Origin of the sequence: Pseudomonas piscis (genome assembly GCF_009380155.1) — a bacterium.
Lineage (GTDB): Bacteria > Pseudomonadota > Gammaproteobacteria > Pseudomonadales > Pseudomonadaceae > Aquipseudomonas > Aquipseudomonas piscis.
The window spans coordinates 1-23,608 of record NZ_WHUV01000002.1 but is presented as its reverse complement, the minus strand read 5'-3'; the positions used below and the strand labels follow the sequence as shown (position 1 = coordinate 23,608).

At 62.2% G+C, this 23,608-nt stretch carries 20 protein-coding genes and 3 pseudogenes; 6 read left to right on the top strand and 17 right to left on the bottom strand.

The window, feature by feature from the left end; all coding sequences use genetic code 11:
• Nucleotides 1–4 precede the first annotated feature (4 nt).
• Nucleotides 5–1,039, top strand: coding sequence for a 4-hydroxy-2-oxovalerate aldolase (gene dmpG, locus GDH07_RS09975; RefSeq protein ID WP_152897404.1), 1,035 nt, complete (start codon nucleotides 5–7; stop codon nucleotides 1,037–1,039).
• 66 nt (nucleotides 1,040–1,105) lie between these two features.
• Here dmpG and GDH07_RS09970 read toward each other — a convergent pair whose 3' ends face one another.
• Nucleotides 1,106–2,152 (bottom strand): amidohydrolase family protein, encoded by a 1,047-nt coding sequence (locus GDH07_RS09970; RefSeq protein WP_218584732.1) that lies wholly within the window; start codon nucleotides 2,150–2,152, stop codon nucleotides 1,106–1,108.
• A 251-nt stretch (nucleotides 2,153–2,403) separates the two neighbouring features.
• Here GDH07_RS09970 and GDH07_RS09965 point away from each other — a divergent pair, with 251 nt between their 5' ends.
• Nucleotides 2,404–3,198: a DNA-binding transcriptional regulator gene (locus tag GDH07_RS09965; RefSeq protein WP_343038212.1), complete on the top strand. Its 795-nt coding sequence runs from the start codon at nucleotides 2,404–2,406 to the stop codon at nucleotides 3,196–3,198.
• 117 nt (nucleotides 3,199–3,315) lie between these two features.
• On the opposite strand, the gene GDH07_RS09960 is transcribed toward GDH07_RS09965, so the two are convergent.
• The 11 genes from GDH07_RS09960 to GDH07_RS09910 all read right to left on the bottom strand — a co-directional run bounded on the left by GDH07_RS09960 (nucleotide 3,316) and on the right by GDH07_RS09910 (nucleotide 15,994).
• Nucleotides 3,316–4,587, bottom strand: coding sequence for an OprD family porin (locus tag GDH07_RS09960; protein WP_152897403.1), 1,272 nt, complete (start codon nucleotides 4,585–4,587; stop codon nucleotides 3,316–3,318).
• Nucleotides 4,588–4,665: 78 nt separating this feature from the next.
• The gene (gene mhpT, locus GDH07_RS09955; RefSeq protein ID WP_152897402.1) at nucleotides 4,666–5,847 is read right to left on the bottom strand and encodes a 3-(3-hydroxy-phenyl)propionate transporter MhpT; all 1,182 of its coding nucleotides are present in this window, start codon (nucleotides 5,845–5,847) and stop codon (nucleotides 4,666–4,668) included.
• 79 nt (nucleotides 5,848–5,926) lie between these two features.
• Nucleotides 5,927–6,937: a 4-hydroxy-2-oxovalerate aldolase gene (gene mhpE / locus GDH07_RS09950; protein ID WP_152897401.1), complete on the bottom strand. Its 1,011-nt coding sequence runs from the start codon at nucleotides 6,935–6,937 to the stop codon at nucleotides 5,927–5,929.
• Nucleotides 6,934–7,866 (bottom strand): acetaldehyde dehydrogenase (acetylating), encoded by a 933-nt coding sequence (locus tag GDH07_RS09945; RefSeq protein WP_053130880.1) that lies wholly within the window; start codon nucleotides 7,864–7,866, stop codon nucleotides 6,934–6,936. The genes mhpE and GDH07_RS09945 overlap by 4 nt, the downstream gene beginning before the upstream one ends.
• A gap of 11 nt (nucleotides 7,867–7,877) precedes the next feature.
• Complete coding sequence (gene mhpD, locus GDH07_RS09940) at nucleotides 7,878–8,672, bottom strand: 2-keto-4-pentenoate hydratase (RefSeq protein ID WP_152897400.1); 795 nt, start codon at nucleotides 8,670–8,672, stop codon at nucleotides 7,878–7,880.
• A 15-nt stretch (nucleotides 8,673–8,687) separates the two neighbouring features.
• Complete coding sequence (locus GDH07_RS09935) at nucleotides 8,688–9,551, bottom strand: alpha/beta fold hydrolase (protein ID WP_053130886.1); 864 nt, start codon at nucleotides 9,549–9,551, stop codon at nucleotides 8,688–8,690.
• 19 nt (nucleotides 9,552–9,570) lie between these two features.
• Nucleotides 9,571–10,515 (bottom strand): 3-carboxyethylcatechol 2,3-dioxygenase, encoded by a 945-nt coding sequence (gene mhpB, locus GDH07_RS09930; protein WP_152897399.1) that lies wholly within the window; start codon nucleotides 10,513–10,515, stop codon nucleotides 9,571–9,573.
• Nucleotide 10,516: 1 nt separating this feature from the next.
• Nucleotides 10,517–12,184: a bifunctional 3-(3-hydroxy-phenyl)propionate/3-hydroxycinnamic acid hydroxylase gene (locus GDH07_RS09925; RefSeq protein ID WP_152897398.1), complete on the bottom strand. Its 1,668-nt coding sequence runs from the start codon at nucleotides 12,182–12,184 to the stop codon at nucleotides 10,517–10,519.
• A 620-nt stretch (nucleotides 12,185–12,804) separates the two neighbouring features.
• Nucleotides 12,805–13,980: a PAS domain-containing sensor histidine kinase gene (locus tag GDH07_RS09920; protein ID WP_152897397.1), complete on the bottom strand. Its 1,176-nt coding sequence runs from the start codon at nucleotides 13,978–13,980 to the stop codon at nucleotides 12,805–12,807.
• Nucleotides 13,973–14,785 carry an alpha/beta fold hydrolase gene (locus tag GDH07_RS09915; protein WP_152897396.1) on the bottom strand — a complete coding sequence of 271 codons (813 nt, stop codon included), beginning with the start codon at nucleotides 14,783–14,785 and terminating at the stop codon, nucleotides 13,973–13,975. The genes GDH07_RS09920 and GDH07_RS09915 overlap by 8 nt, the downstream gene beginning before the upstream one ends.
• Before the next feature lie 636 nt (nucleotides 14,786–15,421).
• Nucleotides 15,422–15,994 carry a hypothetical protein gene (locus GDH07_RS09910; RefSeq protein WP_152897395.1) on the bottom strand — a complete coding sequence of 191 codons (573 nt, stop codon included), beginning with the start codon at nucleotides 15,992–15,994 and terminating at the stop codon, nucleotides 15,422–15,424.
• Between the two features lie 533 nt (nucleotides 15,995–16,527).
• Between GDH07_RS09910 and GDH07_RS09905 the strand changes: the two genes are divergently transcribed.
• On the top strand, nucleotides 16,528–16,980 hold the full coding sequence (locus tag GDH07_RS09905; RefSeq protein ID WP_152897394.1) for a hypothetical protein: 453 nt from the start codon (nucleotides 16,528–16,530) through the stop codon (nucleotides 16,978–16,980).
• 135 nt (nucleotides 16,981–17,115) lie between these two features.
• On the opposite strand, the gene GDH07_RS09900 is transcribed toward GDH07_RS09905, so the two are convergent.
• Nucleotides 17,116–17,775 carry a carbonic anhydrase gene (locus GDH07_RS09900; protein WP_152897393.1) on the bottom strand — a complete coding sequence of 220 codons (660 nt, stop codon included), beginning with the start codon at nucleotides 17,773–17,775 and terminating at the stop codon, nucleotides 17,116–17,118.
• A 490-nt stretch (nucleotides 17,776–18,265) separates the two neighbouring features.
• Between GDH07_RS09900 and GDH07_RS32270 the strand changes: the two genes are divergently transcribed.
• Nucleotides 18,266–18,457: a hypothetical protein gene (locus tag GDH07_RS32270; RefSeq protein WP_178124036.1), complete on the top strand. Its 192-nt coding sequence runs from the start codon at nucleotides 18,266–18,268 to the stop codon at nucleotides 18,455–18,457.
• 43 nt (nucleotides 18,458–18,500) lie between these two features.
• Complete coding sequence (locus GDH07_RS09895) at nucleotides 18,501–19,850, top strand: MFS transporter (RefSeq protein ID WP_178124035.1); 1,350 nt, start codon at nucleotides 18,501–18,503, stop codon at nucleotides 19,848–19,850.
• A 66-nt stretch (nucleotides 19,851–19,916) separates the two neighbouring features.
• Here GDH07_RS09895 and GDH07_RS09890 read toward each other — a convergent pair.
• Together GDH07_RS09890 and GDH07_RS09885 are read right to left on the bottom strand one after the other, a co-directional pair.
• Nucleotides 19,917–20,036 (bottom strand): annotated as a pseudogene (locus GDH07_RS09890) (LysR family transcriptional regulator); the annotation flags it as partial.
• Nucleotides 20,037–20,041: 5 nt separating this feature from the next.
• Nucleotides 20,042–21,574 carry an MFS transporter gene (locus tag GDH07_RS09885; protein ID WP_152897391.1) on the bottom strand — a complete coding sequence of 511 codons (1,533 nt, stop codon included), beginning with the start codon at nucleotides 21,572–21,574 and terminating at the stop codon, nucleotides 20,042–20,044.
• 173 nt (nucleotides 21,575–21,747) lie between these two features.
• Here GDH07_RS09885 and GDH07_RS09880 point away from each other — a divergent pair, with 173 nt between their 5' ends.
• Nucleotides 21,748–22,647, top strand: a complete 900-nt coding sequence (locus GDH07_RS09880; RefSeq protein WP_152897390.1) for a LysR family transcriptional regulator — start codon at nucleotides 21,748–21,750, stop codon at nucleotides 22,645–22,647.
• Here GDH07_RS09880 and GDH07_RS32505 read toward each other — a convergent pair.
• Nucleotides 22,607–22,918: pseudogene (locus GDH07_RS32505) on the bottom strand (DUF3363 domain-containing protein); the annotation flags it as partial. The gene GDH07_RS09880 and the pseudogene GDH07_RS32505 sit on opposite strands and share 41 nt — an antisense overlap.
• Nucleotides 22,919–23,153: 235 nt before the next feature.
• Nucleotides 23,154–23,278 (bottom strand): annotated as a pseudogene (locus tag GDH07_RS32835) (integrase); the annotation flags it as partial.
• Nucleotides 23,279–23,608: the final 330 nt, after the last annotated feature.

The following is a 23,608-nucleotide window of genomic DNA, read 5'->3' as shown; positions in this document are numbered from 1 at the left end:
GCACATGACTTTCGATCCAGGCAAGAAGCTCTACATCTCCGACGTCACCCTGCGCGACGGCAGCCATGCGATACGCCACCAGTATTCCCTGGACTCGGTGCGGGCCATTGCCCGGGCCCTGGACCGGGCCCGGGTGGACTCCATCGAAGTGGCCCATGGCGATGGCCTGCAGGGCTCGTCCTTCAACTATGGCTTCGGCCGCCACGGCGATCTCGAATACATCGAGGCCGTGGCCGGCGAGCTCCGCCACGCCAAGATCGCCACGCTGTTGCTGCCCGGCATCGGCACCGTCCACGACTTGAAGAACGCCTATGAGGCTGGCGCGCGGATCGTTCGCGTGGCCACCCACTGCACCGAGGCGGACGTGTCCAGGCAGCACATCGAATATGCCCGGGAGCTGGGCATGGAGGCCGTGGGCTTTCTGATGATGAGCCACATGCAGACGCCCGAAGGGTTGGCGCAACAGGCCAAGCTGATGGAGAGCTACGGCGCGCAGTGCATCTACATGGCCGACTCCGGCGGCGCGATGAACATGCACGATATCCGCGAGCGCATGCGAGCATTCAAGTCGGTCCTGGACCCACAAACCCAGACCGGCATGCATGCCCATCACAACCTCAGCCTCGGGGTGGCCAACTCCATGGTCGCAGTGGAAGAAGGCTGCGATCGCATCGACGCCAGCCTCGCCGGCATGGGCGCGGGCGCCGGCAACGCGCCGCTGGAAGTCTTCATCGCCGCAGCCGAGCGCGCGGGCTGGAATCACGGCACCGATCTCTACACCCTGATGGACGCGGCCGACGACATCGTCCGCCCCCTGCAGGATCGCCCGGTGCGGGTCGACCGCGAAACCCTCGGCCTCGGTTATGCCGGCGTGTATTCAAGCTTCCTGCGCCATGCGGAAGTGGCCGCTGGCAAATACGGCCTCAAGACCCTCGACATCCTGGTGGAGCTGGGCAAGCGGCGCATGGTCGGAGGCCAGGAAGACATGATCGTCGACGTCGCCCTGGATCTGCTCAAGCTCGAAGTGCTGCCCACCTGAGACAGCGCCCGATACCCGGTGCCCAAGCACTCGGGTATCGGGCGCCCCTGGCCGCACAGCCAAGGGTCAGGCCAGGCGGGGGAACAGGCGCAAGGCGTTTTGGCGATTGACCGCCAAGCGCTGGGCAGCGGTGAAGCCGAAAGTATCCAGCAAGCTGGTGAAGTGGCTGGAACGCTCTTTATTGGCATAGGGCCAGTCGCTGCCGAAAGTGATGTTCTCAGGCTTGGCGAACGCCAGCAGCGCCGGGAGCGCATAGGGGCTACTGGACAGCGCGGTATCGAAGTAGAACTTGCGCAAACGCTGGATTCCTCGTTCGGTGCTGCCATCGTCGGAGCAGACACGAGCCATGCGCTCAGCGGCATAAGGAAGGAATCCGCCCCCATGGGACAGGATGATCTTCAGTTCGGGGTAGCGCTCCAGGCAACCGCGCTTGGCCAGGTTCAGGGCCGCCCGAGTGGTATCCAGGAGGAAGTCCGCGGCATAGGGTGGAATGCCATCCACCGGTTCGGCAGGCAGCTCCGAGGGATGCACGAACACCGTGGCCCGGTGACGGTTCAATGCCTCCATGAGCGGGTCCCACTCTGGCGCGCCAAGGTAAGTCCCGCGCACGTTTGCCAGCAGGACGACGCCGTCGGCTTTCAATGTGCCCAAGGCATACTCGGCTTGTTCGATAGCGCCCTCGACATCCGGCAGCGTCAAGGTGGCGAAGAAACCAAAGCGCCCGGGATGCTTGTCGACGAGCTCGGCACAAAACTCGTTGACCTCCCTGGCCTTCACCCGCGCCTCTGCATCGTTCCCAAGATGCACGCCCGGAGTGGACACCGAGAGTATCCCGGTAGCGATGCCATTGCTGTCCATCAGGTCCAGCGCGCCCTCGACGCTCCAGCTTGGAATAGGCAAGCCCCCTGCGGTGATACCTCGGGATTCGAGCCACTTGCCGTAGAACGCTGGAACGACATGCTGATGGGTATCGATGCGCCGAGCGTCCTTGGCAACGGCGCCATCGGTGGGCCCGGCGGTTTGAGAGGCACGGGCGCGGGTTGCCGGCAAACCAGAAACCGCTGCGACGGTAGCGGTGGTAGCCATGCTTTGGAGGACTTGTCTTCGATTCATGGTGAATGCCTTTTGTCTGAAGGGTGAACCAGCGTGCGGCCTGCTACGGGGAGCTGGAGGAGCGTTGCCAGGCCTTAGCAGAGCAAGGACGCAGGCAAGGGATGGAAGCACCAGGCACAGCACATGCTGTAATCCCCTGGCGGGGCACCGGTAGCTGTTGCGGCGAGTATAGGAATGGCCTCGATTGCCCTACAATGAAAAACCGCCTTGTTGTGCACCAGATGCACATCATTATTTTATAAGGATTTTTCGTGAATACTGGTCGAGGTTCCGACTACAAGACCGTGCGTGGCTTGAGCCGTGGCCTGGCCTTGCTCAATGCCCTGAACCGCCTCGACGGCGGCGCCAGCCCGACCCGGCTGGCCGAACTCACCGGCCTGCACCGCACCACCGTGCGGCGGCTGCTGGAGACCCTGCAAGACGAAGGTTATGTGCGCCGCAGCGAGTCCGATGACAGCTTCCGCCTGGCCCTCAAGGTGCGTGAACTGAGCGAAGGCTTTCGCGATGAACAGTGGATCAGCGCCATCGCGGCGCCATTGCTGGCCGAGCTGCTGCAGGAGGTGGTATGGCCGACCGACATCTGCACGCTGGATGTGGACGCAATGGTGGTGCGCGAGACAACCCATCGCTTCAGCCGCCTGTCGTTTCACCGCTCGATGATCGGTCGCCGCTTGCCGCTCTTGCAAACCGCTACAGGCTTGACCTACCTCGCGTTCTGCGGGGATGCCGAACGTGAACAGATACTCACCCTGCTGGCGGAACGTGAAGGCAAGGAGTTCCAGCTGGCACGCAATATCCCACAACTTGAGAACGTGCTGCGCAGGGTCAGGCACCAGGGATACGGAGAGAACTTCATGGCTTGGAACCGCGAGGAAAAAATCGCTTCGATCGCCGTGCCGATACTCGCCGGACAACGTTTGCTGGGCTGCCTGAACCTGGTGTACGTGGCCAAAGCGATGACCATCGAACAGGCTGCACGGCGTCATCTGGGCGCCTTGCAGAAAACCGCCAGGCTGATCCAGGAAAAACTGGAGGAGCCCCAGTAGCCTTGGGCCCGCGCCCTGCCCGCCGCTGCACGACATGCCCGCTGCAGCGCGCCCACGCCTGGCTCCCTGGGCATGGCCCCTTGAGCCGGGGGCCTTGCCCGATACCGGCCGGTCGAGTTACCAGAGCTTGATCGTGTAATCCAGGTTGATCCGCAATTCGTTGTCGTCCCGCTGGGAGGCGCCGGCCAGGAAGTCGTTGCGATACCAGGCATGGCGCAGGCGTAGCGCCACATTCTTGAACGTCCCCTGTTGCACCACGTACGACACCTCCACGTCCTTCTCGCTTTCGCTCAGCCCGCCGCCGCCAAAACGCGCCAATTCGATATTGTCCCCACGGACATAACGCAGCATGCCCTTGAGCCCTGGCACACCGAACGGGGCGAAATCCTGGTCGAACTTGACCTGCCAGCTGCGTTCCCCAGGATTGAGGAACTCCGAGCTCAATGTGCCTTCGGTGATGACCAGTGGCTCAGTCCCGTACAGATAGGGCATCGCGGTATCGCCATCCAGGCGCATGTAGCCGACGCCAAGACTGTGGCTGGCCCAGGCATAGGTGAGCATCAGCGCCGTATTGCGGTTGTCGACCTGCCCCGCCTTGGCCGTGCCGTCTTCGCCCGTGACGAACAGCCGAAAATCACTCTTCAGGCGACCGGAACCCAGCCTGCGCTCATCGACGAAGCCGAGGAAATCCTTGCGGTACAGTTGATCCAGCTCGGCATGGTAGTAACGCAGCGTCAACGCCTCGGACCAGGCGTAGTCCCCCCCAAGAAAGAGGAAGCGGTCGGAGGTCGCCGCGCCGTTGAAACGCCCATTGGGCGCGGCGACGCTCATCTTTTGGTAATCGGTGGAGTCGCGCAGGTTGATGCGATCGAGCCAGCCGGCATGCAGGGTCAGGCGCTCGATATCACTGGAGCGTAGGTAGGCGCCACGGAAGGTTTGCGGCAACAACCGGGTCGGGCTGGCGAAGGCAATCGGCAGGAAGGTGCTGATCGACCCACCTTGCAGCTCGGTCCGCGAGATGCGCATCTTGCCCGTCAGGCCCAGCTCACTATAGCTATCGGCCGGTTCATGGGTGACTCGGTCGAAGGGCAACAGGCCGGTACCAGCGCGGTCGGGCGACGAGTCGAGCTTCACGCCGAGCATGCCCTTGGCGTCCAGGCCAAAACCCACCGGCCCGTCGCTGAACCCCGAGTTGATGTTGAGGATGAAACCCTGGGCCCATTCACGAGCTGCCGCCTGTGGTGTCTGGCCCAGGTAATTGCGATCGAAGTAGTAGTTGCGTAGCGCAAGCTCGGCATGGCTGTCATCGACGAAGCCGGTGGCGTGGCAGGGGTCGGCGCCAAGCAGGCCGATAGTCAGGGCCAGCCAGGTTTTCAAGGTCTTGTGCATGACTTCTTCACTTTCTTGTAGTTATAGGAAGCCCTGCCGCCGAAGCAGCAAGGTGCAAGCAAGGATGGGTAGCGGGGGTTATTCCGGGCGCCGGCCTATCAGGCGGAACAGCGCCAGCGCGGCGATCACCACCCCTGGCGCCGAGGCCATCAGCACTCCGCCCGAACCGGCGCCCAGGGCCAGCATCTGGCCGGCGATCAGCGGGCCGCTCATGGCGCCTAGGCGGCCGACCGCCACCGCCGCGCCAACGCCGGTGGCGCGCACGCGCACGCTGTAGAAATGCGGGGCCAGGGCATACAGCACGCCTTGCCCGCCAGTGGCGAAGAAACCGGCGAAGAAGCCGGCGACGAGCATCGCCGGCAATGCGCTGGCCAGGCCCAGGCCCGCCAGGGCAGCGAGGATCCCCACATACACCAGGGCTGTGGTGGCGCCCGCCGGCAGGCGCTCAAGCACCTGGCCAAGGATCAAGGTGCCAATGGCTGCCCCCATTTGCAGGGCGAACATCACCCAACTGGCGTCATGGTTGCTGAAGCCTTGGCCGACCAGCAGGCTCGGCAGCCAGTTGATCAGGATGTACACCACCATCAGCGTGAAGAAGTAGCTCAACCACAGCAGCCAGGTGGCGCTCTGTCCGAACAGCTCCTGACGCACATTGGCCCCCTGCTCGGCCTGGGCAGTGGCTCGGAACTGGCCGGACTCGGGCAAGTAGAGCGCGAGCAGCGGCAGGATCAGCAATGGCCCGGCGCCACCGACGTGGAATACGCGCTGCCAGTCGCCGCTATAGCCGGCGATGCCGATGCCGGCGGCCAGCGCCGCGCCCAGGGGCACGCCGCAGTACATCAGGCTGACCGCGCTGCCGCGCAGGCGCTGCCCGGCGGCTTCGCTAGTGAGGGCAATCAGGTTGGGCAACGCCGCCCCCAGCCCGGCGCCGGTGAGCAGCCGCGCCAGCAACAGGCTGGGCAGGTTCCAGGCATGGGCGGTGGCCAGGGAAAACAGGCCGAACAGCGCCACCGAACCGATCAGGATGCGCTTGCGTCCGCAGCGATCGGCGAGCCAGCCACCGACCAGCGCTCCAGGCAAAAGGCCGAGGATCCCGGCGCTGAACACCCAGCCCATCTGCAGCTTGTCCAGGCTAAAGGCACTGGCCATGCCCGAGGCGGCGATACCGGCGGCCTGCAGGTCGAGGCCTTCGAGCAGGGCAACGAGAAAGCACAGGCCGATGGTGACGGCCACGCGCGGCGGATTATTGGCAAAAGTCATGAACTCACCCGTTTTATTGTTGTGTTGGGTCGTTATCCGTTGGAGCGATTGGGCCGCACAGCGGCCCTCGACGCCGGCATCAGCGCTTGAGCAGATCCAGCGCCACATCCACGATCATGTCTTCCTGACCTCCCACCATCCTGCGCTTGCCCAGCTCGACGAGTATGTCCACCGCCTTGATGCCGTAGCGGGCGGCGGCGACCTCGGCATGGCGCAGGAAGCTCGAGTACACCCCGGCATAACCCAGCGCCAAGGTTTCACGGTCCACGCGCACCGGACGGTCCTGCAGCGGACGCACCAGGTCGTCGGCGGCATCCATCAGCGCGTAGAGGTCCGTGCCGTGGTTCCAGCCCAGCTTGTCGGCGGCGGCAATGAACACCTCCAGCGGAGCGTTGCCAGCCCCCGCGCCCATGCCGGCGAGGCTGGCATCGATGCGGTCGCAACCCTCCTCCACGGCGGCAATGGAGTTGGCCACTCCCAGGCTGAGGTTGTGGTGGGCATGGATGCCGGTGGCGGTCGCCGGGTCGAGTACGGCCTTGACCGCACGAAAGCGCGCGCGGATGTCGTGCATGTTCATTGCCCCGCCGGAATCCACCACGTAGATGCAGGTGGCGCCATAACCCTCCATCAGCTTGGCCTGTTGCGCCAACCCTTCGGGCGTCTGCATGTGGCTCATCATCAAGAAGCCTACCGTGTCCATCCCCAGCTCACGGGCATACTCGATGTGCTGGCGCGAGACGTCCGCCTCGGTGCAGTGGGTGGCCACGCGGACGATGCGCGCACCGGCGTGGTAGGCGTTCTTCAAGTCATGGATGGTGCCGATGCCCGGCAATAGCAACGTGGCGATCCTGGCGTGGCTGACCACGTCGGCGGCGGCTTCGATCCACTCCAGGTCGGTGTGGGCACCAAAACCGTAGTTGAAGCTCGAGCCCTGCAGGCCATCGCCATGGGCGACTTCGATCGAGTCGACCTTGGCCTGGTCCAGTGCCCTGGCGATGGCGCGCACGTCATCCAGGGAATATTGATGGCGGATGGCATGCATGCCATCGCGCAGGGTCACGTCGGAGATATAGAGTTTCTTGCCGTTCATGCCGAGGCCTCCATTGCTTGCGCCATGCGCTCGGCCGTGGCCAGCGCGGCGGAGGTCATGATGTCGAGATTGCCGGCATAGGCCGGCAGGTAATGGGCAGCGCCTTCGACTTCGAGGAACACCGAGGTCTTCAGGCCGGTGAAGATCCCCTGCCCCGGCAGCTTCAGGTAGCGCACCTGCTCGAACTGCACCTGCTGCTTGAGCCGGTAGCCCGGCACATAGGCCTGCACTGCCGCGGCCATCGCTTCGATACTCGCCGCCACTCGCTGTTGGTCGGCGATATCGCTCAACACGTACACCGTGTCGCGCATCATCAGCGGCGGCTCGGCAGGGTTCATGATGATGATCGCCTTGCCCTTGGCTGCGCCGCCGATCACCTCGATGGCCTTGCTGGTGGTCTCGGTGAACTCGTCGATGTTGGCGCGGGTACCGGGGCCTGCGGACTTGCTGGCGATGGAGGCGATGATCTCGGCGTAATGCACCTTGGCGACCCGCGACACCGCTGCGACCATCGGGATGGTGGCCTGGCCGCCGCAGGTGACCATGTTGACGTTGGTCGCCTGCAAGTGCTGCTCCAGGTTGACCACCGGTACGCAGTACGGGCCGATGGCCGCGGGGGTCAGGTCGATCATGCGCAGGTTGGCCTTGTGCTCGCGCAGGAAGGCGTCGTTCTTCACGTGGGCACCGGCGCTGGTGGCATCGAAGACGAAATCGATATCCTTGAACACCGGCAGGCGGACCAATCCCTGAACCCCTTCGTGGGTCGTGGCCACACCCATCCGCTGGGCGCGGGCCAGGCCATCGGAGGCCGGGTCGATACCGACCAGCGCCGCCATTTCCAGGTGCTTGGCGTTGCGCAGGATCTTGATCATCAGGTCGGTACCGATATTGCCGGAACCGATGATGGCGACTTTGCGTTTCTGGCTCATGGAGGTCTCCATCACTCGCCGCTGAAGGTCACGCCGACACGGCCCAGGCCGTCGATCTCGGCTTCGAAATGGTCGCCCGGCGCCACATTCACCATCGGCCCCAAGGCGCCGGTGAGGATGATGTCGCCGGCACGTAGCGGCTCGCCCAGGCGCGCCATGGTGCAGGCCAGCCACACCGCGGCATTGAGCGGGTGGCCCAGGCACTCGGCGCCGCTGCCGCTGGACACCAGCTCGCCGTTGCGGGTCATGCGCATGGCCGCGCCGCGCAGGTCGAGGTCCTGCAACGGGCGGACCGGGCCGCCAAGCACGAAGCAGCCACTGGAGGCGTTGTCGGCCACGGTATCGGCGAAGCGGATATTCCAGCCCTGGATCCGGCTGCCGACGATTTCCAGCGCCGGCAGCACCTGGCCTGTGGCCGCGACCACATCGGCGAAGGTGGTCTGCGCGCTGGGTAGATCACGGGCCAGCACCAGGGCGATCTCCGCCTCGATCTTGGGCTGCATGACGCTGGCGTAGGGCACGCTTTGCCCGTCGCCATGGCACATGTCGGCGAACAGGCTGCCGAAGTCCGGCTGGTCGACTCCCAGCTGGGCCTGCACCTTGGCATTGGTCAGGCCGATCTTGCGGCCCACCAGGCGCCGCCCTTGGGCAAGAGCATGAGCGACGTTCAGGCGCTGGATGGCATAGGCCGCCTCGGCGTTTTCCGCGCCGATGGCATCACGCAACGGCGCGATGGCCTCGCCCCGCTGCTGGGCGCGGCGCAACTCGCCCGCCAGGCGTTCCAGGGTTTGCGAATCGATGGTCATGGGGTGTACCTCAAATCAGTGCTGGAGGAAGTCCAGCACCAGGCGGTTGAAGCTGTCGGCGTGTTCCCACTGCGCCCAGTGGCCGCAGTTGTTGAACACGTGCAACTCGGAGTTGGCGATACCGGCGATCAAGCGCAGGCCGACATCCATCGGCACGAAACGGTCGTTGCGGCCCCAGATCACCAGGGTCCTGGCCTTGATTTCGCCCAGGCGCGCGCCGAAGTCGGGGAACTGCCTGGGATTGGCGGCCAGGCTGGCAACGAAGTTCTCCAGGTGGTCACGCCGGCTGAGCATGTTGTCCAGGCGGGTCTGGAACAGCTCCTCGGTGAGGTCGCTCGGGTCGTAGACGAAGACATTCATCATCGCCTTCAGGTTGTCGATGGTCGGCTCGCGGTACAGGCCGTTGAGCAGCTTGATCCCTTCGGTGGGCATCGGTACGAACGGGCTGGCGCCGCCGGTACCACCGCCCATCAGCACCAGTTTGCCGACACGCTCGGGGTAGCTCAGGGTGAAGGCCACCGCGCTATGGCCGCCCATGGAGTTGCCGAGGATATGCACGCGTTCGAGACCGAGTACGTCGAGCAGCCCCTTGAGCGCAGTGGCGTTCAGGTCTGAACGCGAGCCGTGGTTGATGACCGGGTCGCTCTTGCTCCAGCCCGGGCAGTCCATCAGCACCACCCGGTAACCGGCGCTCAGCAGCGGCTCGAGGTTGCGGCTGAAGTTGGCCCAGCCACTGGCACCAGGCCCGGAACCGTGGAGCATGACCACGGTCTCGGCACCCTCGCCAAGATCGTTGTAATGCACTTGCAGATCGAGCTCGCCTTCGCGAATCCGGGCGAAGCGGCTGCTGGCGGCTTCATTGAGGGAAATGCTGTTCATGCTGGAAGTCCTCCGTTGATCAGGTAAGGGAATGTGCGCTGAGCGAGCCGAAGCCGGCGATCCACTCGGGGATCGGCCGGTAGTAACGCTCGCTGGCCTGGTAGTCGCCGAACGCCGCGAGCGCGGCGAAGGCCGCGACCCAGGTCTTCACCTCGTGGGTCGACTTGCCCGCCAGCGCCGACAGTTCGGCATTGGCCATGCCATCGAGCTCGCCGTAGCGGCGCTGCTCCAGCAGGTCGAGAAAGTGGTTATCCCAACCGGGATTGAGCGGATGCAGGCTGTGCGGGTCGCGCACGAACCCTTCGGCGGCGCTGATCACTCGCTGCTGGCGCGCCTGGCGTTCGCAGGCTGGCAAATCGCGACCGCTGCCCAGCAAGCGATCAGCCATGCGCTCATTGACGTGGGCCAGTTCCGGCACCGGCGGTTGATGGGACAACCCGCCGGAACCGAGAAACAGCACACGCTTGCCGGTGCCACGGGCGAAGCGGCCAATGGCCTCGCCAAGCAGGCGGGCACGGGCAAAACCTGGCAGCGGCACCGCCACACTGTTGATGAACACCGGGATCACCGGTTTTGTAGCCAGGCCGCCGAGCAGCAGCTCCAGCGGCTGGGCAAAGCCGTGGTCGACCTGCATGCGGTAAGACACGGCAACGTCCAGCCCGGCTTCCAGCACCGCGCCAGCACAGGCCTCGGCGATGTCACGGGGGACGTCCAGCGGGCCGGCCAGGCTCTGGAAGTCGCCAATGGCCGCGGCGCCCATGCCGATGCAGAAGGCTGGCATGACGTCATAGAAGAAACCGTTGTAGTGGTCCGGGGCGAACAGGAACACCAGCTCCGGGTCGAAGGCGGCGATGCGCGCACGGGCGCTGCCGATCACCTCGTCCACTTCGGCCAGGACCGCTTGCTCCGGGTCGACATAACCCACCAGCGGGGTATGGGATAAACAGTGCAGGTAGGCGCTCATCTCAAGCCACCTTGGACGCCAGGGGCGCCTGCTGCTTGGCCAGGGGCGGGACTGCCAGTGCTCGCAGCAAGGCCTCGCTGGCCTGGCCGATGGTTTGCGGGATGGCCACGGCAGCGACGAAACGATCCGGACGCAGCAGCGTGATCGACACCGGGAAGCGCCCGAACCACTCCTTGAGGCGACCGGTGCAGTCACCCAGGCGAATGACCCCGTCCGGCACTTCGCGCCCCGCCTTGAGCTGAACGTCCGGCAGCACCTGGATGAAGCAGGCCCCCAGCGCCCGCCAGGCTTCGACCTGGTCGGCGCTCAAGCCCCACAGCGGGTTGCTGCCCCAGGCGATGAAGGCGAAATGGCTGCCGATCACGTCGTCCAGCAGGCGTACCTCACCCGACTCGGTAACGACTTTGGGTTGAATGAACATGCGCCCGACCGGCGTCGTCCTGCTGTCCTTAGCGTTCACCAGCGCGCCCTTGGTGTACTGCGGCATGGGCTTGAAGCGCATTTCCAGGAAATAGCGCTTCACCGCGGGCAGGTAGTTCAGCGCCCAGGAAATCCCGTCGCGCAGGGCACCTTGCCAGCGTTTGGGCGGCGCCAGCACATGACCGGCCATCACCGACAGGTCGATCATGGCCTTGGCATGGTCACGACGCTCCTGCTCATAGGTATCGAGCAGCGCTTCGCCGGCCAGGCCCTTGGCCACCAGCGCCAGCTTCCAGCCAAGGTTGCTGGCATCGCGCATGCCGCTGTTGTACCCCTGGCCCTGCCAGACCGGCATGATGTGCGCGGCATCGCCGGCCAGAAGCGCTCGCTTGACCCGGAAGCGGCCTGCCAGGCGTGCGTTGTGGGTGTAGACGCGCTTGCGGATCAGCTCGACCCGGTCCGGGTCGGGCAGCACCTTGGCCAAGAGCTTGCGCATGCTCTCGGGCTTGCCCAGCTCCTCCTCGGTCTCGCCCGGCATGACCATGAATTCAAAACGGCGTACGCCGTGGGGCAGCGCCGCCGACACATAGGGACGCACCGGGTCGCAGCACAGGTAGACGTTGGGCGTGCCGAGCGGATCGTTGGCGATGTCGATGACGATCCACTGGTTGGGTGCGGTCTTGCCGTCGAAGGAAACCTCCAGCGTTCGCCGGATCAGGCTGTTGCCGCCGTCGCAAGCCACCAGGTAGCGGCCACGCACGGTTTCCGAACGGCCATCGGGGCCGTTCATGCACAGGCTGACGCCCTGCTCGTCTTGCTGGAACTGCACCACATCGCGGGAGAACAAGGTTCTTACGTTGGCAAATCGTGCCAACCCCCGATGCAATACCGCATCGACCTGCGGCTGGATGAACGCGTTGCGCCGCGACCAGCCAAACTCATCGGTGGCCGGCTGGATATCGGCGAAGCAGCGGCCCTTGGGGGTAAGAAAGCGCATGGCATGCCAGGGCGTGGTATGCGGCAGCACCTCTTCGACCAGGCCAATGGCTTGCACGGTGCGCAGCGACTCGTCGTCGATACCGATGGCGCGCGGGTAGTCGATCAGCTGGTCGAGCTTCTCGATCTGCAGCACCTGCACCCCGGCCTGGCCGAGATAATTGGCGATGGCCAGCCCTACCGGGCCGGCACCGATAATCACCACGTCTGCGGTGTAATCGGCCTGGATATGATCTGGATGCGACTTGTTCATTGTTGTAATCCTCGACACTGCCCACGGCCGCCCCGGAAGATTTCGCGGCAAGCCGAGACCGTCCTCGCGCAAGTGGGCGCAAGGGGGTGAGCGGGCGTTTGGCTGGTACGGGGTCTAGTGCAGCGGCGCTACGCTTGGAAGTGGGAAAGCGCAGGCAATGGGTAGGAACGGCGGGCAGGCACGAAGCATGGTGTATTCCCCTGTCAGGGCGTTTGTAGTTGTTGCGGCGAGTATAGGAATGGCGCAGGCGGCCCTACAATGAAAAACCACTTTAGCGTGCACTAGATGCACATCATTGTTTTATAAAGATTTTATATCTTCTATTGAAATCACAGGCCAAGGGATCCTGGATGGGCAGGAGCGCGGCAAGGCCATGTGCATCGCCTCTTTGCCGCTGCCCCGCCCCATCGACCTGGCTACCAATTGCCATCAACTGGAATAGAACAGAAGCCTGCGTGACGCCTGCCGCTGGAGGGACGACTCATCGCCCCATGATCTGCGGATCGCATGCAGAAGAATGCGCTTACCCTGATCCCGGGCCATAAAAAACCCCGTAGGCATCGATCCACGGGGTTCTTGAGAATGCGGCCACTTGGCTGTGCAGCTTCCCGTCAGTGCGCTCAGTCCGGTCCGGCGCCTGCGGGCAGATGGATGCTGAACCTGGTGCCATAAACCGCACTCGACGTCACCGAGACGCTGCCATCATGGGCCTCGACAATCTGCCGGACGATGAACAAGCCCAGCCCCACCGAACGCAGCGAGTCTTGCTGCTCGGTGGCGCGCACCATAGGCTCGAACAAGGTCGCTAGTACGTCCTCGGCTATCGCCGGCCCATGGTTGTGCACGGTGATGATCGCGCCCTGCTCCGACAGATCGGTGGTCAGGGTGATCGGGAAACCCAGGTCGCCATAGGCCACGCTGTTCGCCACCAGGTTGCCGATCATCTGCTGCAAGCGATCCTGGTCCAGTGTGAACTCTCCACGGCCCCGCGAAAGGTAGCGTATATCGGCATTGCCGAAGGCCACTCGCAACTCACTCAGGCATTGCTCCACCGTTTGCACCACGTCGACCGGACGGCGGCGGATGCTGATGCCCTGGCCAATCCTCACCGAGGCGAAGTCGAGCAGATCGACGATCATGCGCTGCGCACGCTCGGCGGACTGGCTGATGCTGCTCAGCAAGCGATGCGCCTTATCGGTGTGCGCATGTTGTTCCAGCAACTGCGTAGCCATCTTGATGGCCGTCATCGGGGTCTTCAGGTCATGACTGGCGATGGCGACCATCAGTTCAGCGAATGCCGCGCGGCGCTGGCTGCTCTCATAGGCTGCCGCGAGCTCCGCCTTGGCCTGCTGCAGCGCAGTCTCGGCACTGATCTTCTGGGCCAGCAGCTCTTCGGCGCGCTGTCGCGCCGCCAGCAACGCGCGCTCATAACGATCTCGCTCGGTCGTACCGAACAAGGCGAGTTGGTAGCGAACGCCCTCGGCGGTTTCACGCCTGACTCCATTGAGAAACACCGAGATGACATGCCCATCGCGATGCACAAGCTCCAGTTTCACCTCGGCTACCGAGCCCTGCATCTTCATCAACGGGATCCAGTGGGTACGCTGGAACAACCGACTGCCGGCCGTCAGCAGTTGCTCGAAGGGACGCGCATCCAGGCTGGCCTGGTCATACCCCAACCAATTGCAAAGGGTCTGGTTACAGCGCAACAGGGTGCCATCTTCCGCCATGACCACCAGCCCGCAGGGTGCCTCCTCGAACAACGGCTCGACACAGAACAGCAGCGGATCATCCATGGCCGGATTCACGTTGGGCGAAGAAGGCGTCCATGACTGCGGAACAGGCACTGGGGGCGCTCAACTGAGGATAGTGGCCAATGTTGTCGATCACGCTCAGCTGGCTGTTGGGGAGCACGCGGTGCAGGTATTCACCCACGGCGACCGGCACCACCGGGTCATCGCAACATTGCACGATGAGCGCTGGAGTCTGCAGGCCGGCGATATCCTGGCGATGATCGGAAAGAAAGATGATCCGTGCCAACTGCCTGGCAATCTGCGCATCGGTACGCCGAAAACTGTTGACCAGCTCTTCGCCAAGCGCCGGTTGCCCCGGGGCGCCCATCAGCACCGGGGCCATGGTGCTGGACCAGCCCAGGTAATTGTCGTCCAGGGTAGCGAGCAATGAATGGATCTCGTCTGGCGAGAAGCCGCCGATATAAGGCGCAGAATCGATGTAGCAAGGCGAGGCACCGATCATCGCATGGGCGGCGATCCGCCCAGGGTGCTGGAGATCCGCCAAGACGCCGATCATCGCCCCCACCGAATGGCCAGCCAGGATCACCGGGCCCTCGGCGTATTCGTCGATCAGCTCGTTGAGATCTGCCGCGTAGCCCCAGAGCGACGCATATTTGTCCTGGTCATAGCTGCCGACATCGGATTGGCCGGCGCCCACCAGGTCGTAGGTGATCACCCGAAAACGCTTGATGAAATGGGGCAGGAGGAATTTCCACATCGACTGGTCGCAGCCGAACCCATGGGAAAGGATCAAGGTTTCACTGCCGCCGCCAGCAATGTGGACGTTGTTGCGTTTTTGCAGGGTCATACCTATCCCATTGTTGTGCAGCAAAATGCCTGGCAGCGGCCATAGGTTGAGCTGCCAATTCAGAATAGTAGCAATTTGACGCAATCGACCTTGCATTTGACGCAGGTTTTTCGTGCCTGTAGCCATTGCGCTTCAGCAGCGCGGCATGGCCAGTCCGCCAACATACGCGAAACGGCTGCTTCGCGCGCGGCTGGCTGATTGGTTTGCATGGCTTGTCTAGCTCCCCCGAGTAACCCAAGAGCTTGCCAGGCTGTGCTGGGTCGATAGTTTATCCAGCCGTATGCACGAACGGTCCTCCCAAATCCCGAGCGCACAGGCATGTGCATTGCGCACATCTCCAGCACTGGGCGCCGTATGCCGCTCCAGCATCACCCATGTTTTTCCCGGGACACGCACGGTCCGCCAGCTTATGCCTCCAGACCCGGAAACACCCACCCTCACCCAGTGCAACATGTCAAAACGGCAGGAGCCAGACTCTGCAAGTATCAACTTAGGGTTTCGCCCCATCCGAAGTGCGAACAGCGCTCCGTCTAATACGGTGATACATGCCTATTGCACCGGAGGATCAACGCGGGAAAGTGCCCCGAACACAAAGAACTTGGGCACTTTTCATGGTTGCTGGCAATCAGAGAAGCGCTATTTCCTAGAGAGCAGTTCAGTCAAGCAGCTCCACTGTTGAACCTTTTCTTCGGAGCCCAGAGAAATAATTCTCAGGCAGCCATCTACGGGAGGCTTTTTATCGATATCAGTTTCTATATAGGTTGTTGGTTTCGGACCAGTGTCGATTTGCTGCTGACAATTCTTGGCCTCCTCGACATAAGCTGCCAAGGCTTGCTCTGGCGTTTGCGTTCGAATGCTGCCTGCGACCACTGACCAGTATGCTTCGGCTTTAGAGCCCGCTCCACTGCAGTGGGATAGCGGCGAAAACATGTCGCCCAACGCATCTCCCTCAGCCTCTAGCTCAAGCATCTTCTTATGTTGTGCGGATAAAGCCGGGCCGACCGGCAATGCCTGCATCGCTCGTACTTCGCCGACATAGACTGTGGTCTTCAGCAAGTATGCGATTGCTCCCTCTCGATTTGCCGAGTACTGGTCGAGTACCTTTTTATTATCTCCAGTAACCTTGTATCCGGGATCATTGCACCCTGAAATTCCAGAAATAGCAGCAAGACACAACCCAATAATTGCGGACCTTTTAATCTTTTTCATATTCCCTACTTCACGGCCTGTGTTTATCCATAACCCCCAGGCTCTTAATGCCCGGGGGACCGCATCCTACAAGATGCGGCTTCAAGCACCAAAGACCGAGCCTGCCGGGCTTGAGGGAGCGGTCTGGGGTCCATTGGACCGGGGACGTGGTTGCATCCCAGCGACCCGCTGCTTCTCACTTAGCTGAAACAACTCCCTTCACCTAGCCCCGGCATTCGGCCAAAGAGATCAGTTCCTTGGTTTCTTCGCCGGTGATTTCGACATCGGCGAGCATGCGCCGGAGCAAGTTCGTCGCGCCATGAACCCTGCCCAGGCGCCAACGGTGACTGATCGGCGGCGAGCGGCCCGTGCGGTACCCATCGCCTGCCCGGCCAATTCCTCGTGACAGGAAGTCGGCCGGTGTACCCCATCGGTGACAATTGGAACGATTGGCGTCGTGCAACAAGTCTGCCCGAGTGACTTGGCGGGTGAGACTTCATAGAATCCGGCGCTTTGCCACGACAGGAGTTGAAGGAATGAAAAGGACTGTTGGATTGACGCTTTGCCTGCTGGCCGCCCCGATGGTTCATGCCGAGCAGAAGTTGCGCATTCTCGACCTGGGCGACGACTGGCCGGTCATCACCGAAGCCACAGAACGTGAAAAGCAGGCCGGCGCTGCCCAGGAAGCGACAAAGAAGACCCAGTCCGAGCAAGCGCGCGATTTCCTCAAGCGCTTGAACGAGGCGGTAGAGCGCGGTCAGAAGCTGGCGCTATCCGGCACCATGGACAGCAAACAAGCTCGCGACCAGGCCAATGCCCTGAGAAAACTGATGGACGAAAGTGGCCGCTTTGGCACGCTGTACGCCCCCTTGGCCAAATGCCAATCCGCCGCAGTCGACGCCAACACTTCCTGGCAAGGAATGATTTCCAAGGACGTCGACCAGTACTCGAAAAAGCACGCATCTTACCAGGCTGCTGCCAGGGAGTGCGCCAAGGCAGCAGGCTGATCCCGTGGCGGCATCGCAGATGCATCGCTCGCTACGGAACTTGCCCAATAGAGATCACTCCACGTCGCGGGCGTCATCGCCTCAAGACAAGCAGGCGCTGGAAGCAACGCCGCCACCTTGACTTGTTTGCCAGCGCTACATCTGCTTGCCATTTCGAGCAGAGATCGCAACGGTGGTCGGCGAATCGGCAAGTGGTACGAACTTGCGCGTCGCGCCATCAAGCGCATCGATTCCCCCCGCTTCGATGTCGTAGACCCAGCCGTGCAAGTTCATGCGCCCCTGCTCGAGCGCCAGAGCCACGGATGGATGCGTACGCAGGTTCGCCAGTTGTGCGATCACGTTCTCACGCACCAGGCCATCGAGCTTCGCGCGGGGCGTGTCGAACTCATGGGCCGCGTTGATCGCTTTTGCGGCATCCGAATGGCGTAGCCAGTTGGCGACCGCCGGAAGATGATCCAGGCACGTGCAGCGTGAAATCGCGCCCATCGCCCCACAGTCCGAGTGGCCGCAGATCACGATGTCCTGCACCCCAAGTACTGCGACTGCATATTCGACAGTGGCCGAAACGCCGCCCGGCTCGGGCCCATAGGACGGCACGATGTTGCCGGCGTTGCGAATAACGAATAGCTCGCCCGGCTCACGCTGCGTCAGGAGTTCGGGCACAACACGACTGTCCGAGCAGGTGACGAACAACGCCTTGGGGTTCTGTGTCGTCGCGAGCTGCTTGAAAAGCTCGATGCGTTGCGGATAAACCTCGCGCTGAAAGCGCAGAAAGCCGTCGATAATGTCACGCATGGAGTTCTCCAAACCCAAATACCAGATGTTGGCGCAAAGCACTCGATAGGCCATCGCGCCGCAGTGCTCGTCATTATTGCAGACGTCGCGCGTGCTGGCTGTATTGATCAGCGATGGACATCGAGTGGTAAACATCGCTGCGGATGCCCACCGGCCTATCTCATCCAAACCGTGCCCAACCCCGAGATGCCGCGGACCTCTACCGCCATCAATAGGCCGTTTGGGGAACAGGCAATGCGCATCAGCCCCACGTGATCCGCCGCCTTACTGCAAGTGGTGCAACCGTCCAGCCCAGCACCAACCCGATTGTGGGGCAGCTACAAGAAATGATTAGACGCCACGACAAGAACCAATCTAGACATATAAAAAAATCGTATATCCCCAGCTCTAATATTTTTCTTCGCGCAGTTTCACAACCAGCTTGTGGGTCAGCAGACCAATGGTTGATGGGCATCCACACGCATACCGATCACATGGATGGAACTGCTCTATGCAACTCGTTCAGAGACTCGCCCTGGTTGTGGGCTGCACGACCTCGACGCCCCTGCACTTTCCAACCGGCAATAGCAGCCGGGAAGCGCTCTTTGAAAGCTTCAAGGTGTTCCTGGATGGATACACGGAGCGCCAGGCCTACATCTGCTACCGAAGCTGCCCAGCCTGTAATGAATTCACCACCGGCTGACGCTGCTTATCTGAAAAAACAGCCTTCCAGAGGCGACTCCTCAATGCTTCGTATCTCTCTATCCCCCGTTCTGTTCGTCTGCATACTTGGCATGAACAGTATGGGGTCGAGCCTGACTACCTTCGGGATTGCTGCCTGGATATTCCACGTCACAGGCTCCTACGGGGCACTGACCTTGCTGGGGATCATCACTCCACTCACTGTCCTTCTGTTTGCTCCCATCGCGGGGCTGGCCAGTGATCGCTACGATAAGAAAAGGATCCTGATCGCCGCCGACGGCCTTTCTTGTATCAGCCTGCTGTTATCCCTCACTCTGTATCGATACGGTCTGTTCGGAACTTTCCAGGCCATTACCCTGGCATTGTGCCTTGCTTGCGCGAACGAATTTCGCTACACCGCCTCGGCCTCTCTGATCCCTGACATCACGCCCAAGGACGCTTTGCTGAAGATCAACTCGGTCCAGCAAATCTTCCGTGGCAGCTCACTCATATTAGGGCCAGTATTGGGGGCAGTCGGCTTCGATTATCTTGGGCTCCCCCTGCTGCTCGGTAGCGACGCACTGACCTTTGTCGCCAGCGCAACCCTGCTGTTTTGCTACACGTTCAGCGTTACTTTCAGCCCCCCGCTTCACCTCACAAAAAACATCCCATTGATCGCAGAGATCAGGCAGAGCTTGCTTTGGCTCTCGAGCAAGCGGCCCCTGGTGGCCCTTTTGCTCGCCTTCATGCTGATCAACGCTCTGCTTTCGATCTTCATGGTCGCCCTGACGCCTTATGTACTGACTGCGCGATCCAACCTCGAGTTAGGGCTGGTATCCGCGGCGGTCGGAGCCGGAATGCTGCTCTCGGGGCTCTCCATGACCCGGCTCAAGAAACGTATTCACCCCGTGTACTTGCTGATCGCCAGTACCTTCGTTCTCGGCTTCAGCTTCATCGCCATTGGGCTGGCGGCCCTCAGGGAGAATCTTTGGTTACTGACACCCTTGGTCGGGGCCTCAGTAGCACTCCTGGCCAGTTCCAACCAGACCATCTGGCATACCCATACGCCACAGGACATACAAGGCAAGATCATCGCGTTGCGTTCGGTCACGCTGTACCTGATGACCCCGGTGTCCGTCCTGCTATCGGCTCCGGCGGTTTCGTCGCTCATGACCCCTATCGTCAGCCGACATCCCAATGCAGCGATCCTCTGGGGCAACGACATGACAGGCTCTCTGGGATTAATGATCTCCGTCATCGGTGCCCTCTTGCTAGGACTTGGAGCCTTCACCCTGTTTAGCCGGCACATCCGGGAACTAGTCCCCGCGCCAGGAAAAGCACCCGCCTCTGGCGATCAAGCACCTCGCGCTCCCGCTCAGGAAGGTGTAACGGACCTGCAGGAACCCTCGCTCTGAATCTAGCGGCCTTGCTGGCATGCAGCGCGGTTACATGGGGCAAGAACTGAGCAGGAGACCGACCACTTCCAGTTCTTTTATGGCGCGCGACAGCGGCGATTGCTCGATGTATCGCCGTTCGGCAGCGCAGGCGAAGCGTGGGTCTTCAGCAACGGCCTGGAAGCAACGTAGATGCCTGAACTCCATCGCGATCAGTCATGTCGTCTTACCCTTCCCAACAGCACGAGCACCAGGATCGCCGTCGCTGCCGCGGCACCGGCCAGGACAAGAAGCTGAAAACGGAATGCGCCTTCATATACCTGCAACAGCAGCGACCGTCCAGCCGCCGGCAAATGCACCAGGGCATTGTGTAGATCACTCATTGCCAACCGGTTCGATGCTTCGACCAAGTCCGCATTCGCCATTGTCCCTGGTGCGCCATTCGGCACTGAAGCCACCAGCCCAGAGAGAATGTTGGCGGCCATCATGGCGCCCACGGCGGCAATGGCCATCCCGTCGCCAGCCAGTCGTACCGCATTGAAGATTCCCGCGGCCATGCCCGCCCGTTCCTTGGGAACAACGCTCACGGCCAAACCATCCATCAACCCCCAGGGCAGGCCGATGCCAATGCCGATCACCAGCATCGCCAGCAAACGCGCGCTTTGCGCACCACCGGATAGCGTCAAGCCCAACCAGGCCAGCCCGGCTGCCGCAATGGCCAGGCCAATGCCAGACAGCACACCGACGTTGATCCAACGCGCCAGCACGCCGGCAATGAAGGGCACCACCAGTAGCGGCGCGGACAGCGCAATCATCATCTGCCCGGCCGCCAGTGCGCTGTATCCTTCGACCCCGATGAATCGGGGTGGCAGCATGACCAGCAGCACGATGTACGCATAGGCCGGCGCAACCGCCAGCACTTGCACTCCGACGAACCGGGCATTAGTGAACAACGACAGGTCCAGCATGGGCCTGGCCTGCCGGCGTTCGATGATGACAAAGGCGGCCAGCAACATGAGGGCGCTCGCCAGGCAAGCCAGTACCCAGGTATGGCTCCAACCTCGCTCGGGCGCAAGAATGATGCCGTAGGTCAACACGGCCAGGCCGGTGGTAAAGCTGATGGCGCCGGACCAGTCCAGCCCAGTGGCGTCGGGGTCGCGTGTCTCGCGGGCAACTGGTGCGATGAGTGCCGATGCCAGCAAGGCGACCAGCGCCGGCAGAAAGAACACCCATTGCCACCCCAGGGTGTCGATCAGCAGTCCAGCCATGAATGGGCCGAATGCCGCTCCAGCGCCGAAAGTCGTACCGATCAGGCTGAATGCGCGCGTACGGACGTGTCCATCGAACTCTTGTGTCAGCGCAGCCATCGCGCCCGCAAAGGCGGCTGCCGCGCCCAGGCCCTGAATGAGTCGCAGGATGTCGATCCAGAACACGGACGGCATGAAGGGAATGGCCGCCGTTATCACCGCGAACAACAGCATGCCGGACAGCCAAACCCGCTTGCGCCCATAGGTGTCGGCCAGGCTGCCAGCGGCTAGCGTCGCACTGCCGTAGGTCAGGATGTAGGCGTTGATGATCCAGGTCAGCTCGACCGCGCTGCCGCCAAGTGCCTGGTTGATGGAGGGGACGACCACAGCGGGGCCGGCGATGCTCAATGGAATGACGGCGGCGGTCAGGCAACCGGTGACGATCAACGGAGCTTGGCAGAATTTCGCGTCCGACTCGGACACGGTGGTAGTACTCATCGGGTATCCCTTGAAGGTATCGAGGCCATGCATGGCGCCCTCGGATTCATGGTTGTCGCGACAATGCCGTGACGACCTCGTTGAATACTTGATGATATTAAGGAACTAGTAATGGAAAAATAGCGCAGCATTCATGATAAACATGACAGATCAGTCAGTAATTGGAGGGTGAAATGGATAGCCACGGCGGCATGACGATCTTTGTGCAGGTAGCCGAATTGCGCAGCTTCGCAACAGCGGGACGGCAGTTGGGTATCTCCGCGTCAGCGGTTAGCAAGGCCGTGGCCCGACTGGAGCAGAAGCTAGGCGTGCGCCTGTTTCAGCGCAGTACCCGCAGCGTGAGCCTCACAGCGGAAGGCACGCTGTTCCTCGACCGCTGTCGGCGCATCCTCGCCGAGATCGCTGCGGCCGAGCATGAGCTGGCCAGCACGACGGCGACCCCACAAGGCCGATTGCGGGTAAGTCTGCCACTGGTCAGCGGGCTGATGTGGCCGGTGTTGTCGGCTTTTGCCAGCCGCTATCCGCAGATCGAACTCGACCTGGATTTCAGCGATCGCTTGGTGGATGTCGTGGACGAAGGATTCGATGCGGTGGTGCGCACTGGAGAGTTGAGCGACTCCCGACTGATGAGCAAACGCCTGGGTATCAGCCGCTTTGTCTGCGTGGGCGCACCATGTTATTTCGAGCAGCACCACAGGCCCGAACAACCCGAGGACATCGCCCGGCACGCTTGCCTGCTGCATCGCGTTCCAAGCACCGGCCTGCTGGAGAAATGGCGTTTGCGGCGCGGCGACGAGGACGTCGACATACGCCCAGCGGCAAGCATGACGAGCAACCACCTGGAGACGCTGCGGCATATGGCCATCCAGGGCCACGGTATCGCCTATCTGCCGGACTTCGCGGTCAGGCCAGCCCTCGATCGTGGCGAACTTGTGACGGTGTTGGACGACTGGGCCGGTTCATCCAGTACCTTCTGGATATTGTGGCCTTCCAATCGGCAACTGTTGCCCAGAGTACGGGCGTTCGTTGACTTCATGGCTGCACATCTGTTCCCGGTGGGGTCATTAAGATGATTGAAAGTCCGCATTGCCGCCCAATCTCCCAGGACACGCCAGTGCCGTGCATCGTGGCGCCGAGCTACCGCACCAGGCGCTGCTCGATCATTGGCTCCCACGGCATCGGGCGCAATCCCATGTCGTCATCGAGCATCGCGTAACGTCCACTGTCCAGCATGGCAGAGCGCTGGTAGATGCCGGCCACACGGCAGCCGCCCGCCAGCAGGCGGTGCTCCAAGCCAGTTTCCATGGCAATGTCCTTGGCAGCCTGCGCCAGCTCAGGATTGCGCGCTGGCCATGCCGCTCGGCCAGCCCCTTGGTGACCACGCGCCCAACGATCATCCGGCCACAGCCACCCGGGTCGAGCACTGCCGGCTCACACGGCTGAGCGCCCGACACCAGCCGCCATAGTGCTCGCCAAAGGTCAGAACCTTGCCGAGTCGCTCGGCGAAGGCAGGACCTACGGGCAGCCCTCCCGGCACCACACCATCGAAAGCAGCCATTAGGCTTCTGCACTCATGGGCTTGGACATGCCGCCGTTCTTGCTCGACGGTCAGTTCTCCGAACAGACCCAGGGCGGACTTGCAGCGCAAGTGCGGTACTGGAGCATGAACACCCGGCGACCCGCCGGGGTGATCTTGCACAGGAAGATCCGTTGCCAAGAGCCACACAGGACCCACGACGGAAGCCGGGCCAGGGTTCGCAGAACACCGGCATATGGTGAACACGCCTAGGTTATTGATAAACCTGCTTGGTCTGTCCCGGGCTGAGTGGACACTGACTTAAGGTGGATAATGTCCACCGCAAGGAGTGTTCATGACCCAGACCAGACGACGTTTTCCCGAATCCTTCGATCGTGTCCCTAGAAGTGGTGTAACTGAACCAACCGAAGGCGCTCTGCTGGCGAGAGAGGTTGGTCATCGTGGTTCTTGGCTAACGTTGAGTTTGCGAAGACCTAACACTCACCAGAGAAACCACG

What these genes read in the sequence shown, in the direction of transcription:
- mhpT (WP_152897402.1), bottom strand. Translation starts at nt 5,847, where the DNA reads ATGACTTTTGCCAATAATCCGCCGCGCGTGGCCGTCACCATCGGCCTG.
- GDH07_RS32270 (WP_178124036.1), top strand. Translation starts at nt 18,266, where the DNA reads ATGCAACTCGTTCAGAGACTCGCCCTGGTTGTGGGCTGCACGACCTCG.
- GDH07_RS09900 (WP_152897393.1), bottom strand. Translation starts at nt 17,775, where the DNA reads ATGCGTGACATTATCGACGGCTTTCTGCGCTTTCAGCGCGAGGTTTAT.
- GDH07_RS09920 (WP_152897397.1), bottom strand. Translation starts at nt 13,980, where the DNA reads ATGGATGATCCGCTGCTGTTCTGTGTCGAGCCGTTGTTCGAGGAGGCA.
- mhpD (WP_152897400.1), bottom strand. Translation starts at nt 8,672, where the DNA reads ATGACCATCGATTCGCAAACCCTGGAACGCCTGGCGGGCGAGTTGCGC.
- GDH07_RS09915 (WP_152897396.1), bottom strand. Translation starts at nt 14,785, where the DNA reads ATGACCCTGCAAAAACGCAACAACGTCCACATTGCTGGCGGCGGCAGT.
- mhpE (WP_152897401.1), bottom strand. Translation starts at nt 6,937, where the DNA reads ATGAACGGCAAGAAACTCTATATCTCCGACGTGACCCTGCGCGATGGC.
- GDH07_RS09960 (WP_152897403.1), bottom strand. Translation starts at nt 4,587, where the DNA reads ATGCACAAGACCTTGAAAACCTGGCTGGCCCTGACTATCGGCCTGCTT.
- GDH07_RS09945 (WP_053130880.1), bottom strand. Translation starts at nt 7,866, where the DNA reads ATGAGCCAGAAACGCAAAGTCGCCATCATCGGTTCCGGCAATATCGGT.
- dmpG (WP_152897404.1), top strand. Translation starts at nt 5, where the DNA reads ATGACTTTCGATCCAGGCAAGAAGCTCTACATCTCCGACGTCACCCTG.
- mhpB (WP_152897399.1), bottom strand. Translation starts at nt 10,515, where the DNA reads ATGAGCGCCTACCTGCACTGTTTATCCCATACCCCGCTGGTGGGTTAT.
- GDH07_RS09935 (WP_053130886.1), bottom strand. Translation starts at nt 9,551, where the DNA reads ATGAACAGCATTTCCCTCAATGAAGCCGCCAGCAGCCGCTTCGCCCGG.
- GDH07_RS09895 (WP_178124035.1), top strand. Translation starts at nt 18,501, where the DNA reads ATGCTTCGTATCTCTCTATCCCCCGTTCTGTTCGTCTGCATACTTGGC.
- GDH07_RS09910 (WP_152897395.1), bottom strand. Translation starts at nt 15,994, where the DNA reads ATGAAAAAGATTAAAAGGTCCGCAATTATTGGGTTGTGTCTTGCTGCT.
- GDH07_RS09880 (WP_152897390.1), top strand. Translation starts at nt 21,748, where the DNA reads ATGGATAGCCACGGCGGCATGACGATCTTTGTGCAGGTAGCCGAATTG.
- GDH07_RS09925 (WP_152897398.1), bottom strand. Translation starts at nt 12,184, where the DNA reads ATGAACAAGTCGCATCCAGATCATATCCAGGCCGATTACACCGCAGAC.
- GDH07_RS09970 (WP_218584732.1), bottom strand. Translation starts at nt 2,152, where the DNA reads ATGAATCGAAGACAAGTCCTCCAAAGCATGGCTACCACCGCTACCGTC.
- GDH07_RS09885 (WP_152897391.1), bottom strand. Translation starts at nt 21,574, where the DNA reads ATGAGTACTACCACCGTGTCCGAGTCGGACGCGAAATTCTGCCAAGCT.